This is a genomic window from Ancylomarina longa, from assembly GCF_003996985.1.
Classification (GTDB): Bacteria; Bacteroidota; Bacteroidia; order Bacteroidales; family Marinifilaceae; genus Ancylomarina_A; species Ancylomarina_A longa.
In genome coordinates this window covers 94424-109742 of sequence record NZ_RJJX01000007.1, presented here as the reverse complement: position 1 = coordinate 109742, position 15319 = coordinate 94424, and the positions used below count along the sequence as shown (strand labels likewise).

At 33.8% G+C, this 15319-nt stretch carries 11 protein-coding genes; 9 read left to right on the top strand and 2 right to left on the bottom strand.

The features are described 5' to 3' along the window. The first annotated feature begins 58 nt into the window (after positions 1-58). The 4 genes from DLK05_RS07300 (at position 59) to DLK05_RS07285 (ending at position 4660) form a co-directional block, all read left to right on the top strand. Positions 59-1408 (top strand): DUF4270 family protein, encoded by a 1350-nt coding sequence (locus DLK05_RS07300; protein WP_127343355.1) that lies wholly within the window; start codon positions 59-61, stop codon positions 1406-1408. After that, on the top strand, positions 1392-2666 hold the full coding sequence (bamG, locus tag DLK05_RS07295) for a BamG family beta-barrel-assembly machinery protein (protein ID WP_127343354.1): 1275 nt from the start codon (positions 1392-1394) through the stop codon (positions 2664-2666). The genes DLK05_RS07300 and bamG overlap by 17 nt, the downstream gene beginning before the upstream one ends. 213 nt (positions 2667-2879) lie before the next feature. Further along, positions 2880-4313, top strand: a complete 1434-nt coding sequence (gene hydG, locus DLK05_RS07290; protein ID WP_127343353.1) for a [FeFe] hydrogenase H-cluster radical SAM maturase HydG — start codon at positions 2880-2882, stop codon at positions 4311-4313. Between the two features lie 83 nt (positions 4314-4396). After that, positions 4397-4660, top strand: a complete 264-nt coding sequence (locus DLK05_RS07285; protein ID WP_127343352.1) for a hypothetical protein — start codon at positions 4397-4399, stop codon at positions 4658-4660. Between the two features lie 57 nt (positions 4661-4717). On the opposite strand, the gene DLK05_RS07280 is transcribed toward DLK05_RS07285, so the two are convergent. Continuing rightward, a complete protein-coding gene (locus tag DLK05_RS07280; protein ID WP_127343351.1) occupies positions 4718-8515 on the bottom strand; it encodes a sensor histidine kinase in 3798 nt (1265 codons plus the stop codon). Positions 8516-8683: 168 nt separating this feature from the next. After that, positions 8684-9772, bottom strand: a complete 1089-nt coding sequence (gene hydE / locus DLK05_RS07275; protein WP_127343350.1) for a [FeFe] hydrogenase H-cluster radical SAM maturase HydE — start codon at positions 9770-9772, stop codon at positions 8684-8686. 264 nt (positions 9773-10036) lie between these two features. Between hydE and DLK05_RS07270 the strand changes: the two genes are divergently transcribed. From DLK05_RS07270 to DLK05_RS07255, 5 genes are all read left to right on the top strand, one after another. Then, positions 10037-12094: an acetate--CoA ligase family protein gene (locus DLK05_RS07270; RefSeq protein ID WP_127343349.1), complete on the top strand. Its 2058-nt coding sequence runs from the start codon at positions 10037-10039 to the stop codon at positions 12092-12094. A 6-nt stretch (positions 12095-12100) separates the two neighbouring features. After that, entirely contained in the window at positions 12101-12250 is a 150-nt protein-coding gene (locus tag DLK05_RS17490; protein WP_209319772.1) for a hypothetical protein, read from the top strand. A gap of 84 nt (positions 12251-12334) precedes the next feature. Beyond that, positions 12335-13027 carry a hypothetical protein gene (locus tag DLK05_RS07265; protein WP_127343348.1) on the top strand — a complete coding sequence of 231 codons (693 nt, stop codon included), beginning with the start codon at positions 12335-12337 and terminating at the stop codon, positions 13025-13027. 125 nt (positions 13028-13152) lie between these two features. Then, on the top strand, positions 13153-13677 hold the full coding sequence (locus DLK05_RS07260; RefSeq protein WP_127343347.1) for a flavodoxin: 525 nt from the start codon (positions 13153-13155) through the stop codon (positions 13675-13677). A gap of 261 nt (positions 13678-13938) precedes the next feature. Continuing rightward, on the top strand, positions 13939-15267 hold the full coding sequence (locus DLK05_RS07255) for an aminotransferase class I/II-fold pyridoxal phosphate-dependent enzyme (RefSeq protein WP_127343346.1): 1329 nt from the start codon (positions 13939-13941) through the stop codon (positions 15265-15267). The last annotated feature ends 52 nt before the right edge of the window (positions 15268-15319 follow it).

The window sequence follows — 15319 nt, the reverse complement described above, 5'->3', positions numbered from 1 at the left end:
TCAATCCTACCTTGGTTTTGCCTTTATTTGTTGGACTTTTTTATTTCAATATTTGAATATGTACAAAATTAGTTTCTATTTATTATTCCTTTCAGTCTTTCTTGCAAGTTGCAATACTGATGGCTTTGTCGAACACGAGTTAGGTAACAATTTGATTGATAATTCTACAGATGTTCGGCTTATTGATACATTTACTATTAATGCATCCACGGTGATCGTGGATTCTTTAGCTACATCTGGTACAAGTGTTATTACGGTTGGTCAATATGTCGATCCGTATTTTGGTGTTGTGAAAGCAACTGGTTTTACAAAAATTGGACTAGGAGGGGGACTAACATTAGAAAAAAGTAATGACCCTGTTTTTGATTCGATTGTTTTGATTACTTATTTTGATAAGAAGTTTTATGGTGACACCCTCAAGACTCAGACGATTTCAGTCCATCGTGTAACAGAGGAAATAAAGCTGAATGATAATGGCAAACTTTATAATGTCGATGATTTTGCTATTGATTCTGAACCATTGGGAGAAAAGACCTTTGAAGCTCGCCCATTAAGAACGAAGAATGGGAAAAAGTATAATTTGCGAATTAAATTATCTGATGATTTCGGCAAGAAATTGATTGAGATGGCAGAAGATCATGATGATATCATGAAAAGTGTTAATGAGTGGGAAAACTTCTTAGAAGGTATATCATTGCGGCCAGGGGATAATGATGATGCAGCTATTCTAAATTTTAAAACTTCAGATACTCTGTTTAATATTCGATTGTATTATCACGAAATTAGCGGAGAAAATTCCGGGAAAGATTTACATCATGATTTCCCAGCAGGTGCTAGTCCGTTCATTTTTTCAAACTATAAGTCGGATAGAACCGGAACTTTATTGGAGGATTTAGTTGACCGTGAATTTGATTTACCATCAGAACAGACAAATAATCTCACTTTCATGCAAGGAGGGATAGGTTTGATGACAAAAATAAGAATTCCTCATTTGAATGAATTATCTAAGATTGGAAAGTCAGGCTCACTTTTAAGTGCAGAACTTGTATTTTATCCTGAGCCGGGAACTTACAGCGATGAACTATATCCCTTGCCGGCTAGTTTTAATCTATATGTAACAGACGAAGAAAATCATTTATTACTATTGCTATCTAATCCAACTAATAATGTACCATTAACTTCGCAATTTCGTTTGGATAATGAATATCAGGAAGGGTCTTATTATAGTTTTGATGTTACCAACTATGTCAATAGCAGATTGTCTGCTGGATTGGATGAAGATGAAGGTTTATTGATTTCATTACCTACGGAATCTTTGAGTTCTTCTACAGATAGAATTGTATTGACAAATGATCATAAATCAGATTTCGAATTTAAATTAAGAGCGACATATGTGGTACAGAAATAACAAGAATTTCATTTCTGCTTTTATTTTTGTGCTTGTTTTGCTGGGTAGTAGCTCAGCCTTTGCACAGAATAATACATCCTCTCCTTATTCCTACTATGGCTTGGGTGAAATTAGTCAACCTGTAAATGGTAAAGCAGCTGCACTAGGAGGTACAAATTTGGCATATCGAGGAGGAAGTAATTTAAATATTAATAACCCGGCATCATTGACAAGTCTTGATAGCATGAAATTTGTCTTTAATGTAGGATTGACATCCAAAACGTCTATCATGAATCAGAAAGGAAAATCTGATACATTTCACGATAATAACTTTTCAGAACTATCATTTGGTTTTAGAATTTCTCCTTCTGTAGCAACCGCAATAGCTTTGGTTCCATATACTAATGTTGGATATGATATTGCCACTAAGGAACAGGTTGCTGGTGGCACAAATGAGTTCTACCAACGTTCTTTGTCAGGAACTGGTGGTTTAAATAAGTTTGTCTGGAGTACTGGAGTGTCCCTTTTTAAAAATTTGTCTTTGGGTGTTAATGGGATTTTTTTATTCGGGAATAATACTTCTAATGAGAATTTGACTTTGGAGAGAAGCTCTTATGTGTATTCCAGCCAGCAGCAATTGATTTCTCGAGGTGTTTATGCTAGTTTTGGATTACAGTATGGGCATCAGTTATTGAAGGATTGGGAATTAACTGTGGGTGCTAATTTTCAACCTAAACAAGGCATTAGTTCCAAACGTAAATTATACGTTACCAATTATCAATCTAATCTAGGTGATACGGTTTATAAAAACACGTTGGATCGTGGTACATTCGATGTGCCGTTGTCGTATGGTTTTGGTGTTGGAATGACTAAAAATAAACAATTGTGGTTAGGAGCAGATTATTCTCATGAGCAATGGAGTGATACCAAAATTTTTACCAATTCAAATAATTTCGTAGATAGAAATAGATATAGTTTTGGAATGAATTATATTGCTAATGATGGCTACGCTACCAAGTTCTTGAAAAAACTCACCTATCGATTAGGTGCTTTTTATGATACAGGTTATATATCAGTACAGAATGATAGAATTAAAACCAGAGGTTTAAGTTTTGGACTAGGTATTCCAATGGCAAAACAAAAAGGAATGATAAATATTGCTTTTGAATTTGGACAGATGGGAACAACTTCAAATGACAATATTCGCGAAGATTACGGAAAGTTTACTCTGGAGTTAAGCTTGTTCGAAAGATGGTTTGTAAAACGAAAATATCAATAAAAGATCTGATAATTTCTAATGATATTAAGAGTCCAAAGCAATATTTGTTTTGGACTTTTTTTTGATTCATTCTTAAATGGAAAATATTAGATCTTAAACTCTATTTTTTTGAGGATTGAAAAGAATATTGATTAATTTTGAAGTGAAAATTAACAAACTACACGGGTGAAATTGAGGCAATTGGTTTTTCCCGAGACATATACAGCGTATAGGATGAAAATGATTTACAAACCTCAGGAGTATCGGATTAAGGATGAAAGAATGAAACCTTTCATAGATGAATCGGAAATTTGGGAGATTTTAAATAATACCCAGGTAAGTGCCGATAATGTTCGTGCAATTATTAAAAAGTCATTGGCGAAAAATCGATTAAGTCTTCAAGAAACTGCAGTTTTATTAAAAGCCGAAGATCCTGAATTAATCGAGGAGATTAAAGCGGGAGCCAGAACTTTAAAGGAAAAAGTTTATGGAGATAGAATCGTTATTTTTGCTCCGCTCTACATTGGTAATAAATGTGTAAATAATTGCACTTATTGTGGGTTTAGGGCTTCCAATAAAAAACAGCATCGTATTACCTTGTCTGATGAGCAAATTAAGATGGAGGTGAAGGCATTGGAGGATACCGGGCAAAAAAGACTCATTTTGGTTTATGGTGAGCACCCTATGTATGATGCCGATTTTATTGCAGACTCTGTTCGTTCTGTATATAAGGTGAAATCAGCTAATGGGGAGATTAGAAGAGTAAATATTAATGCAGCTCCACTTGATGTCGAAGGTTATAAAAAAGTAAAAGAAGCTGGAATTGGTACTTACCAGATATTTCAGGAGACTTATCATCGGGAAGCATATGCGAAATATCATATAAGTGGTAAAAAGAAAGATTTTAATTGGCGTTTGACAGGTTTGGATAGGGCACAGGAAGCTTTAATAGATGATGTGGGTATTGGCGCACTTTTTGGTTTGTATGATTGGAAGTACGAAGTTCTTGGTCTTTTACGTCATGTGAATCATTTCGAGGCATGCTATAATGTTGGCCCGCATACAATATCATTTCCGAGAGTAAAGGCCGCTTCCGATTCTAATATTGATGAAAAGTATGAAGTAAGTGATGAGGATTTTGTCCGTTTGGTTGCTATTTTAAGACTTGCAGTACCATATACAGGTTTGATTCTTACGGCAAGAGAACCACAGGAACTTCGGGAGGAAGTTATCCGATTAGGAGTTTCTCAGATTGATGCAGGCACAAATATTCAGCTAGGTGGTTATTCTGAGGATTCTGCAAAGAAGCAGGATTTGGAGATGGAACAATTTGAAATTGGGGATACCCGAAGTTTAGCAGAAGTTATCGACGAGTTAATTGAAAAGCAATATCTACCATCATTTTGTACTGCATGCTATCGTAAAGGAAGAACCGGTGAACATTTTATGGAATTTTCGGTACCTGGTTTTATCAAACGATATTGTGCTCAAAATGCAATATTAACCTTGGCAGAGTATCTTGAAGATTATGCTACAAGTGAGGTTAAGGAAAAAGGATATCAGTTAATTGATGTGAAAATAAAAGAATTAAAGGATATTCAGAAGATTGATGATTTATTGGATCGCTTAAAATTAGTGAAAGCAGGAGAGAGGGATCTTTATTTTTAAATTATTGATGTTGTATATTGACTAAGGATACACATTTTTTGTAACTTATTGCAAATCTGTAATGTTACTCAAAATTCTTTACTATGATTTCCTCAACAATTCGAATCTTTGGTATTCTGATTAGGGACAAGGAAAAAGAAGATGGATGTATTCAGAAAATCCTTGCTCGTTATGTGAATTCCATCAAGACTAGACTAGGAATTTACGATGTGGAAGACCGGCAAAATTATCCTTATGGATTGATATTTATTCAGGTGGTAGGAAATGAAGAGGATATGAACCGGTTTGAGAAAGAAATTTACATGATTGAAGGTGTTGAAATTCAACATATGTTTTTTCAATCATAGCTGAAAAAAAAGCCCGATTTAAAATCGGGCTTTTCTTTTGAAATTTTTAGTGATAGTTTATACTGCTTTCTTAATATCTATAAAGAAGTTCGCACCATTTCCAGGTTCGCTTTCACACCAAACTTTACCATTCATAGCATCTACATATTTTTTAACAATGGATAAACCCAAACCTGTTGATTTTTCTCCTCCCGTTGGTTTTGTACTCAAAACCTGGAATTTTCCGAAAAGTTTTTTCTGTTCTTCTTTAGAGATACCTGGCCCTTGATCACTGACAACTGATCTGATTATTTCACCTTCTTCCCATATTTTCACCTGTATTTTTTTATTGCTAGGGGAGTATTTTATAGCATTTGAAATTAAGTTTTCGTACACTTGAGTCATGTAATTTGGATCAACTAAGGCATAAGTATCATGTGCATCAATTTTTAGGCTTAGTTGTTTTTTCTTTAAGTGATCCTTAAAATTTAAGTTTACTACTTCCATTAATTTCTTTAGATTTGTTTTCTCTAATTGTAAATGAATCGCATTTGATTCAATCATTCCTATATCCAAAATATTACTGATCATGTTATTCATTCGATGAAGAGAGTTAAGCATGAAGCTCACATTCTCAAAATCCTCCGAATGATTATTATGCTTCAACTTATCTTTTAAATACTCTGTGATGGAAATTGTAGATGTAAGCGGATTTTTTAAATCATGAGCAATGATGCCAATTAAATGATTTTTTTCCTGATTGAGATCCGTCAGTTCTGTGTTTTTTTGTTCAATTTCTTCTTTTTGAGTTCTTATATTTTTATTTGCTTTTTGCAGCCGTTTGCTTTGAAACTCAATTTTCTGGAAAGACTGAGCATTTTCAATAGCGATGCTGGCATATACACCTATATTTTGCAGTAAGGATAAATGATATTCCTGATATGCATGTTTTACAAAGCTTTGAACTGTAATTACACCAATAATTTTATTTTTTACACGTAGAGGCAGGTAAATTACAGATTTAGGAGTTCTTGTCTTCTCCACAGGGATGAGTTTGGTGATATACTTGTGGTATTCGTTTTCCAAATCAGTAATGAAAACCTCTTTTTTGCTATTATAGCAATACACTGCAAGTCGTGATTCGTCTTCTAATTTAAATTCAACGGAATCTAGATTTGCTCCTTCTTCTTTTATGCGTGGGAATAATAGAGATTTTTTTTCTTTCTGATAAATTCCAATTCCGAAAATAGAAGCATCCATTAATTCATTAACCGATTCATAAACCGCATCGATTATTTTTTCAACAGATAAATTTGCAGTTATCATTTTTCCAATATCATTTAAATGAATAAGGTTCATATATGATTTTTGCAGGCGTTTTGATTGTCGAACTATTTCACCTTTCTGTCTCTCCAATTCGCCGTTTTGTGATTCAATTTCAGATTTCTGCGAACTGATTTTATGGGTCTTCAATTCAACCAAATCTTCTAATTCTATTTTTTTCTGCTGAATGTTTCGTATGCGAATTTGTACCATCAAATAGACAGATAAGAATACAAATACAATACCCAAACTTATAGCCCACCAAGTATTATACCAAGGCGGAAGTATCAGAAAGTGATATTCGTATGCATTGGGAGTCCATACACCATCGCTGTTTGAGGCTTTAATCTTAAAAGTGTATTCTCCCGGAGGAATTCTGGAATAGGTTGCTTCTTTCTTAGAGCTAACAGGAGACCAATTCTGATCCAAACCTTCCAATTTCCATTGATATTTAACTTTTTCCGGAGCTTTGTAGCTTAAAGCCTCAAATTTAAAAGTTAAATGATGCATGTCGTGAGTTAGCTGTAGATCCTGTGGAAGTGGAAACCATGGATTTACGCCACACAAACACTGACTATATTTTTCATCTCTCCAATTTACTTTTTTAAAGAAAAGTTTAATATCTGTTAATTGAATAATGGGTGGATTTGGATTAATTTGATCTTTAGATGGATTAAACATCATGGCACCTTTGATGGTTCCGAACCATAAATTTTGTTTGGAATCTATATAATTACATGCTCCGTTGTTCTCAATACCAATAAAACCATCAAATTTATTGTAATTTTTAATTGAAGTAATTTGCCCCGATGAGCTATAATTAATATGATCTACACCATTTTGAGCACCCACCCAAATAGCTCCATCTTTATCAGTAAGTATTGAATAAGCAATATCAGAACTTAACCCATTTTCGGAGGTTAGATATGTCCATTTTCTTCCATCCCATATATTAATACCGCCACTAAAAGTTGCAACCCATATTCTACCTAAGGTATCTTCACTAACCTGCATTACCCATTTATTGTTGAGTCCATTAGTTTCATCATAATTAACAACTTTTGTACCATCATACATAGATACACCTTGGAAATTTGCAAACCATGCTCGTTTTTTGGAATCAATAAAAATCTTTGTAATCCGATTAACTTTTAGTGCATTATTTTGAGTATTAATCACGGTTCTCCTATTTTTCTTATCGTAATGGATTACTCCATTTGCCTGCGTAGCAATCCATAACTCACCATGCTTTAATTCCATGTCAAAAACTCCTGAACCAGTTGGTAAGCCATATTTTTGAGAAACATCTTTAAAGTTAATGCCATTAAATTCTAGCAATCCATTAAAGCTTGCCATTAAAATATTACCGTTTGGCAATTCCAAAAAGTCTCTTACATTGATTAATCCTCTGTGATTTTGAGCGGTAAAGACATCTTGCTTTTTCTTATTGTATCGAATCACTCCTTTGCCGCCAATGGCAAACCAATAATTTCCCTTAGAATCCTGGATGATCGCACGAACAATATCACCACCTATAGTTTTTGTAAAATCAAGTGAAAGAAATTTGTTGTTGCCATATTTAATGAGTCCATTTCCATTGGTTGTTAACCAAATATTACCCTCCCGATCCTCAATTATTGAATTCACATAAGGGTTAACGAGACCTTTACCTTCATCAATAAGCACGGATTTCTTGCCGTTAATTACCAGTACACCCGCTCCCAATATACTGATCCATAATCTCTGATCGGAGTCTAGCGTGATATTTCCCAGATTAAGTGGTGAAATAGAGCTTGGTAAATTTATTCTGGATGGTTTCCCATTTTGCATTTTGAATATTTGAGTTCCAAACCCAGGCACAAAGTTCCTAAACCACAATTGATTTGTGGTATCTTGAAGTGCTGGGGCAATTATTTGCCCTTGAAATTCAGGTATATTATTATAATTTGATTTGGTGAGTTTATTTTTGAAGAAGGAGTAAAGTGTATTTTGAGTTATAATAAAGAGTTCGCCTTCATGTGTCATAAAAATGCCAAAGACTTGATTGTTTTCCTCTATTTCCGAATGTTCTGTAAGAAAATTTACAAATCTCCCTCTTTTTTGATACATGAGGTATCTGGACTTTTGATTAACACCAAAAGTCCAAATTCTTCCTTCCTGATCCTCTGCAATTTGGAAATAGATAGCATTAGGCAGACTATCATTCCGATTGTAATTTCGAAATGAAACCCCATTAAAACTGGAAATTCCAATACTGGTTCCTATCCATAAATTTTCCTTACTATCCTGAAGTAGCGCCCTGATATTATTATCCGCTAAGCCATTTCTTTTGTTATAATTAACAAAAGTCTGTCCGTTAAATCTGGAAATCCCACCACCATTTGTGCCAAGCCATAAATTTCCTTTCTTATCCTGAATAAGAGAGAAAACTTCTGACTGAGGAAGCCCCTCTTCAAGCGAATAATTTTTGAAACTATATTGTTGAGCAATGGAACTAAAATTGGACAGAATAATTAAAGAAACACAGAACCACACATACCCCAATTTACTCATAAACCATTTTTTTCTAAATTCACCTTACAAATTGTTTTTAAGGTACAATTTTTTTAGAGGATTTAAAAGGTAAATGTAGATGCTAAATCTCTTTGTTAATGGAGTTTGTCAATTTGTGTTATGTTAGCATTGTTTTATGAATAGACGGATTTATAAAGGGCATCAAAGTTACTTTTGTTGTCGTTTACCAAAGTGTAGCGAATCTCCCCATTGTCTATAACCTATTTCGCCATCTGCCATATTGATTCTTGCCTCCATACAATTGGTGCAATCATCAGCTCCTTCATCAATACAGGGTTTATTCTGATATAAAAGATAGTTTGCTCTTTCTGCAGTAGGTGTTATGTTGGGCATTATTATATTTGCGCCAATTCGAAGTGCTTTTTCTCTTCCTAAAGGATCGATTGCCTGTAATGCTGTTGCGGATGCAATATTAATATCTTTCATCATGATTCTTAACACAGCAATCATTCGTAATGTTAGCCGGAAACGATCATTCAAATTCATTAATTGATCCTTGTATTGATATAAAGGTGTTTCGCTGTGTTCAATAAATGGACCCATTCCTACCATATCAATATCAAATTCCTTCATGAATAAAAGATCATTAGCTAAATCCTCGTATGTTTGAAAAGGCAGACCTATCATCACACCTGTTCCGGTTTGGTAGCCTATTTTCTGAAGATTCTTCAGACAACTCATTCTCTTCTCAAAAGAGTGATCCTTGTTATTAGGATGTATCTTTTGGTATAGTTCTTTGTTACTTGACTCAATTCTAAGTAAATATCGATGGGCACCACAATCAAACCATTTTTGATAGGTCTCTTCTGATTGTTCTCCTAGGGAGATAGTAATACCTAATTCATTATTACTAAGGGATTTTATCTCTTTAAGTAATTCCGAAATTCTATCTACAAAAATTTTGTCTGATCTCTCTCCTGATTGCAAAACAAGAGAACCATATTTATTGTCGTAAGCAAATTTTGCAGCTTTTAAAATTTGTTCATTAGCTATGTCGTAACGGTTTACATTTTGGTTTCCAGCACGAATTCCACAATACAAACAATCCTTCTTACAGAGGTTCGAGAATTCTATTAAGCCTCTGAAATAAACATATTTGCCAATATATTTTAGTTTTATTTCGGATGATTTTGTGAATAAAATCTTTTCATCCTCTTTCGATGATTTTAACAATTGAACAATGTCCTTTTGGGTAAAATGTTCCTGTTTTAGTATTTGTCCAATACTTTTAGTCATTTTGAATAGTCGCTTTAATTCGGCTTAAAATTACTGATAAAAATTTAGCTTTTGTCTTGAGTAAATCTAAATTGGATAATTGCACTTTAAAATCTGAAATTAATTGTTTGCAATCGATTGAAATGAAATTTGCTTAGAAAAAATCTAAATTGCCAATTATAGGTGATAAAATTAATTTTACTTACAGTTTGATTTAAAAATGGAATTGGTGAGTTTAGATTATTACTATATTTGTCGGAAAATAGCAAAATTAAAACAACAAACATGATAAACACCCAGTTACTAAATCCAAAGAGTATCGTTGTAGTTGGAGGTTCCGACGACGTTCAAAAACCAGGAGGTAAAGTTCTAAAAAATCTTATTGATGGAGATTTTAAAGGTAAATTATATGTAGCTAATCCTAAAATGGATCAGGTGCAAGGAATAGCATCTTTTAAGAATCCCAAAGAATTACCTCAGGTAGATTTGGCAATATTAGCTATTGCGGCCAAATATTGTCCTTCTACTATTCAATTATTGGCAGAGGAAAAAAATACACGAGCGTTTATCATCCTTTCAGCTGGTTTCAGCGAAGAAAATGAGGAAGGAGCCAAGTTGGAAAAGGAAATTATTAATATTGTTAATTCTGTTGGAGGTTCTTTAATAGGACCAAATTGTATAGGTGTTTTAAATTCAAATTATAATGGAGTATTCACCACTCCAATTCCAAGTTTGGATCCAAAAGGATGTGATTTTATTTCAGGATCAGGGGCTACTGCTGTTTTTATTATGGAATCAGGAGTGCCAAAAGGACTATCATTTTCAAGTGTATATTCGGTTGGCAACTCTGCTCAAATGGGGGTAGAGGAAATATTGAAATATTTAGATGAAAGTTTCGATCCGAAAACCAGTAGCAAGGTAAAGCTTTTGTATATCGAAAATATTGATAAACCGGAAATGTTATTAAAACATGCCGCTTCTTTAATACGTAAAGGCTGTAAAATTGCTGCGGTCAAATCTGGTGGGTCAGAAGCTGGAAGTCGCGCTGCATCTTCCCATACCGGTGCACTGGCAAGTTCTGATGTTGCTGTAGATGCTTTGTTTAAAAAGGCTGGCATTGTAAGATGTTATGGACGAGATGAGTTGGCTACAGTCGCTTCTGTGTTTATGCATCCCGAACTTAAAGGGAAAAATATTGCTGTGATTACACATGCAGGTGGTCCTGCTGTTATGCTTACTGATGCACTTTCAAATAATGGTCTGGATGTTCCTCATATCGATGGGGAAAAGGCAAATTCCTTATTGGCTAAATTATATGATGGCTCATCGGTGGCGAATCCAATTGATTTTTTAGCTACTGGAACAGCAGAGCAACTTGGTGATATTATTGATGCATGTGAGAACGATTTCGAGGATATAGATGCTATGGCAGTAATCTTTGGAAGTCCTGGATTATTCCCTGTTTACGATGTTTATGATTTGCTTGACGAAAAAATGAAAGTTTGCAGGAAACCAATCTATCCTATTTTACCTTCTGTGGTGAATGTGAAAGATGAAATAGAACATTTTTTGGCAAAAGGGCGAATTAATTTTCCAGATGAAGTGGTTTTTGGAAACGCACTTTCTAAAGTGTATAATACTCCTAAACCTCAATCAGAAAAGATAGATTTGCCTGAAATGGATATGAAAACCATCCGAAGAGTAATCGATGAATCAGAAAATGGTTATTTGGCGCCTGAAAAGATTCATATGCTTTTAGATTCGGCAGGAATAGATAGATCAAAAGAAGGTATCGTTGATACATTAGGAGCAGCTAAGGTTCTTGCAAAAGAAATTGGTTATCCGTTAGTTATGAAAGTGGTTGGTCCAATTCATAAGTCGGATGTAGGTGGAGTTGTATTAAATGTGATGAATGAAGAAACAGTAATTTCAGAATTTGATCGTTTAATGAAAATCAAGGATACATACGCAGTTTTGATGTGTTCGCAGCATAGTGGTACAGAGGTGTTTATAGGTGCTAAAAGAGAAGATAAATTTGGCCATATGGTATTGTGTGGTCTGGGAGGGATTTTTATAGAAGTTTTGAAAGATGTGCAAGCGGCTTTGGCTCCAATTGCTAACGAAGAAGCTGTAGAAATGATTCATAGTTTAAAATCTTATGGAATAATTAAGGGTGTGCGTGGGCAAGATCCAGTAAATGAAGATAAATTTGCTGATGCTATCACTAGAGTTGCGGCACTTATGAAAGTTGCACCAGAGATCTTTGAAATGGATTTGAATCCATTACTTGGAAATAAAGATGCTGTGGTTGCTGTAGATGCTAGAATCCGAATTGAAAAATAAATTGTCATGAGAAAATTAAAAGATCTGAGTTTAAATGAGAAGTTGATGATCAGTTTTGTGGTAATTCTATTAATTGGAATTGCTATAAAATGGAAAGAGGTGAAGAAAGGATTTTTTAAAGGTTTTCAAAACTATACAGAACAAGTAGAAAAATAGAAATAATAGCATGAGTAACAGCTCATGCTATTTGTCTAATATCATTTGCTTCCAGTTATATTGGAATGATGTAAACGTAATTTTATGAAAAAAAAGGATCTATTATTTTTATTGGGAGTAATTGTATTGTTTCTCCCTTTTTTTATTTCTCAATCAGTTTTCGATTATTATATTGATTTTAATAAAGCTCATGGTATGATAACCAGCTTTATTAAATTTGCGATTTTAGCTACCCTTGGGGAGGTGATTGGATTGCGAATCAGAACGGGAAATTATTATCAGAAAGGATTTGGCATTATGCCAAGAGCTATAGTATGGGGTTTTTTAGGTTTAAGCATAAAGCTGGCATTTGTAATTTTCGCAACAGGAACGCCAATGTTTTTGTCCTATATGGGATTGCATAATGCTGCCATGGTAATGAAAAATCCATTTTCATTAAATAAGCTACTTGTTGCTTTTTCCATCAGTGCATGTATGAATATAATTTATGCTCCAGTAATGATGACCTTGCATAAAATTACCGATATTCATATTATTGATAATGGCGGAACTCTTGCTGGTTTTTTAAAACCTATTAAGTTTTCGGAGATTTTTCAGAAACTGGATTGGGGAGTTCAATGGAATTTTGTTTTTAAGAAGACGATTCCGATTTTCTGGATCCCTGCCCACACTATTACGTTTTTATTACCTCCAGATTTTCAAGTTCTATTTGCAGCATTATTAGGTATTGTTTTAGGTGTTTTACTTGCTATCGCAAGTTTGAAAAGTTCTAAATAATTTTAACTTTGTAGAAGCTAATTTCATTGTGTCGAGTCCTTTGTTAATCTGAAAGGATCGAATGTTTGAATAGTTTTGAAAATAATAGAACTTAAATAATTCACTAATAATTAATATCCTTTGCTATGAGTAAAATTGGATTGTTTTATGGACCTGAAGGTGGGAATGTGGAAAATGTTGCTAAAGTTATCGCTTCAAAAATTGATAGTTCTCTTTTTACATTGCATAAAGTGAAAGATGCCGATGCTGAGCTTTTATCGAGTTATTCCTGCATTATATTGGGATTGTCTACACTTGGTAAGCATAACTGGTCGTCAGATAATTCAGGTAATGATTGGGATAATTTCTTGCCGAAACTAAAAGGTCTGGATCTTAAAGGGAAAAAAATAGCGATATTTGGATTAGGAGATCATATAGCTTACGCAGATTTCTTTGTTGATTCTATGGGAGATTTAGCTCAGATTATAGAGCAAACAGGCGGTAATTTAATTGGAAAAGTAAGCGGTGATGGTTATGAGTTTAATGAATCTCGTGCTTTTGATGATGGAGAATTTGTTGGATTACCATTAGATGAGGATTTTGAATCCGATCTTACTGATAAAAGAGTAAGCAAATGGTTAGAGATTATACTTCCAGAGTTTGAAAAATGATATGAGTTTTGAAATATTTTAAGGCTGACCGTTTTAGGTTAGCCTTTTTTTTGTGTGATTTCGCCTGCTGTGTAATGATTTGATATCTTTAAAACGATTACTTTGTTTAGATTGCAACAAAATAAGCTATAACTGTTTCAAATTGTTATCAAATTTCGTAAAATTGCATAGAATTAGTAAGTCAGATGGAAAAGATGCTATTAGAATTAAAACTTGATATCTTTATTTTCTGGTTAAAAGCTGTAATCAAATGAAATTATAATGGAAAGTACACCAATAAATGCTAAAATAGTAGATCAGAAATTGAACTATTGTGAAATTGATGATATGGCTAATGCTACCATTCGAGATGTAGTACGAGTAGTTAATCTTATCGAAGAGGAAAGTGGTGAGAAATTCATTAGAATGGAAATGGGGGTTCCTGGACTAAAACCTGCAAGAGTTGGAATTGAAGCAGAAAAAGAAGCACTTGAAAATGGTGTTGCTTCGGCTTATCCTATGTTGGAAGGAATAAAGCCTTTGAAAAATGAAGCTTCTAAGTTCATTAAAAATTTCATGAATATAGATCTTAAGTCAGAAGGTGTTGTTCCAACTGTCGGTTCTATGCAAGGTGGATATGCTGCTTTTATGGCAATTGCAGCCTGTACTAAAAAGAAGGATACTATATTATTTATTGATCCTGGTTTCCCCGTTCAAAAAACACAGCTCGATGTTTTGGGACAAAAATATATTTCTTTTGACGTTTATAATTACAGAGGATCGAAATTAAGAGAGAAATTGAATGAATTCTTAGCAGTGGATAATATTGCTGGAATCATATATTCTAATCCTAATAACCCAGCATGGATTTGTTTGAATGAAGATGAATTACAGATTATTGGAGAATTAGCTAATCAATACGATACAATTGTTATTGAGGATTTGGCTTATTTTGCTATGGATTTCCGTTCAGATTTGAGCAAACCCGGAATTGCTCCCTATCAACCAACAGTTGCAAATTATACCAAGAACTATGTATTAATGATATCAAGTTCTAAAGTGTTTAGTTATGCTGGTCAGCGTATTGGTTTACTCTGCATTTCAGATGCATTGTACAAAAGGAGATTTGAAAATCTAAAAGAGCGATTTGGTTCGGAGGAGTTCGGGTACACCATAATTTATCGTATTATTTACGCACTTTCTTCAGGAACTTCGCATTCTGCTCAATATGCATTGTATGCAATGTTAAAAGCAGTAAATGAAGGCAGTTTCGATTTTATTAAAGATGTGAAGGAATATGGTGAAAGAGCTAAGATTATGAAGCAAATGTTTCTTGATAATGGCTTTGATTTGGTTTATGATACTGATGTAAATAAACCATTAGCAGATGGATTTTATTTTACTGTTTCTTATCCTGGTATTTCTGGTTCTGAATTAAATAAGAAATTGCTATACTATGGAATATCAGCAATCTGTTTGAATGAGACAGGTAGTTTAAAGGAAGGATTAAGAGCTTGTGTTTCTCAAATTTCCCGAGATCAATTACCTGAATTAGAATTCAGGTTGAAACAGTTTGCAAAACATCATCAATTACTTCAAAATCATGATTAGATTATCTAAGAACTTAATCCTAAATGGATTGTTCTATTTAGATTGAGTGTAA

What these genes read in the sequence shown, in the direction of transcription:
- DLK05_RS07300 (WP_127343355.1), top strand. Translation starts at nt 59, where the DNA reads ATGTACAAAATTAGTTTCTATTTATTATTCCTTTCAGTCTTTCTTGCA.
- bamG (WP_127343354.1), top strand. Translation starts at nt 1,392, where the DNA reads ATGTGGTACAGAAATAACAAGAATTTCATTTCTGCTTTTATTTTTGTG.
- hydG (WP_127343353.1), top strand. Translation starts at nt 2,880, where the DNA reads ATGAAAATGATTTACAAACCTCAGGAGTATCGGATTAAGGATGAAAGA.
- DLK05_RS07285 (WP_127343352.1), top strand. Translation starts at nt 4,397, where the DNA reads ATGATTTCCTCAACAATTCGAATCTTTGGTATTCTGATTAGGGACAAG.
- DLK05_RS07280 (WP_127343351.1), bottom strand. Translation starts at nt 8,515, where the DNA reads ATGAGTAAATTGGGGTATGTGTGGTTCTGTGTTTCTTTAATTATTCTG.
- hydE (WP_127343350.1), bottom strand. Translation starts at nt 9,772, where the DNA reads ATGACTAAAAGTATTGGACAAATACTAAAACAGGAACATTTTACCCAA.
- DLK05_RS07270 (WP_127343349.1), top strand. Translation starts at nt 10,037, where the DNA reads ATGATAAACACCCAGTTACTAAATCCAAAGAGTATCGTTGTAGTTGGA.
- DLK05_RS17490 (WP_209319772.1), top strand. Translation starts at nt 12,101, where the DNA reads ATGAGAAAATTAAAAGATCTGAGTTTAAATGAGAAGTTGATGATCAGT.
- DLK05_RS07265 (WP_127343348.1), top strand. Translation starts at nt 12,335, where the DNA reads ATGAAAAAAAAGGATCTATTATTTTTATTGGGAGTAATTGTATTGTTT.
- DLK05_RS07260 (WP_127343347.1), top strand. Translation starts at nt 13,153, where the DNA reads ATGAGTAAAATTGGATTGTTTTATGGACCTGAAGGTGGGAATGTGGAA.
- DLK05_RS07255 (WP_127343346.1), top strand. Translation starts at nt 13,939, where the DNA reads ATGGAAAGTACACCAATAAATGCTAAAATAGTAGATCAGAAATTGAAC.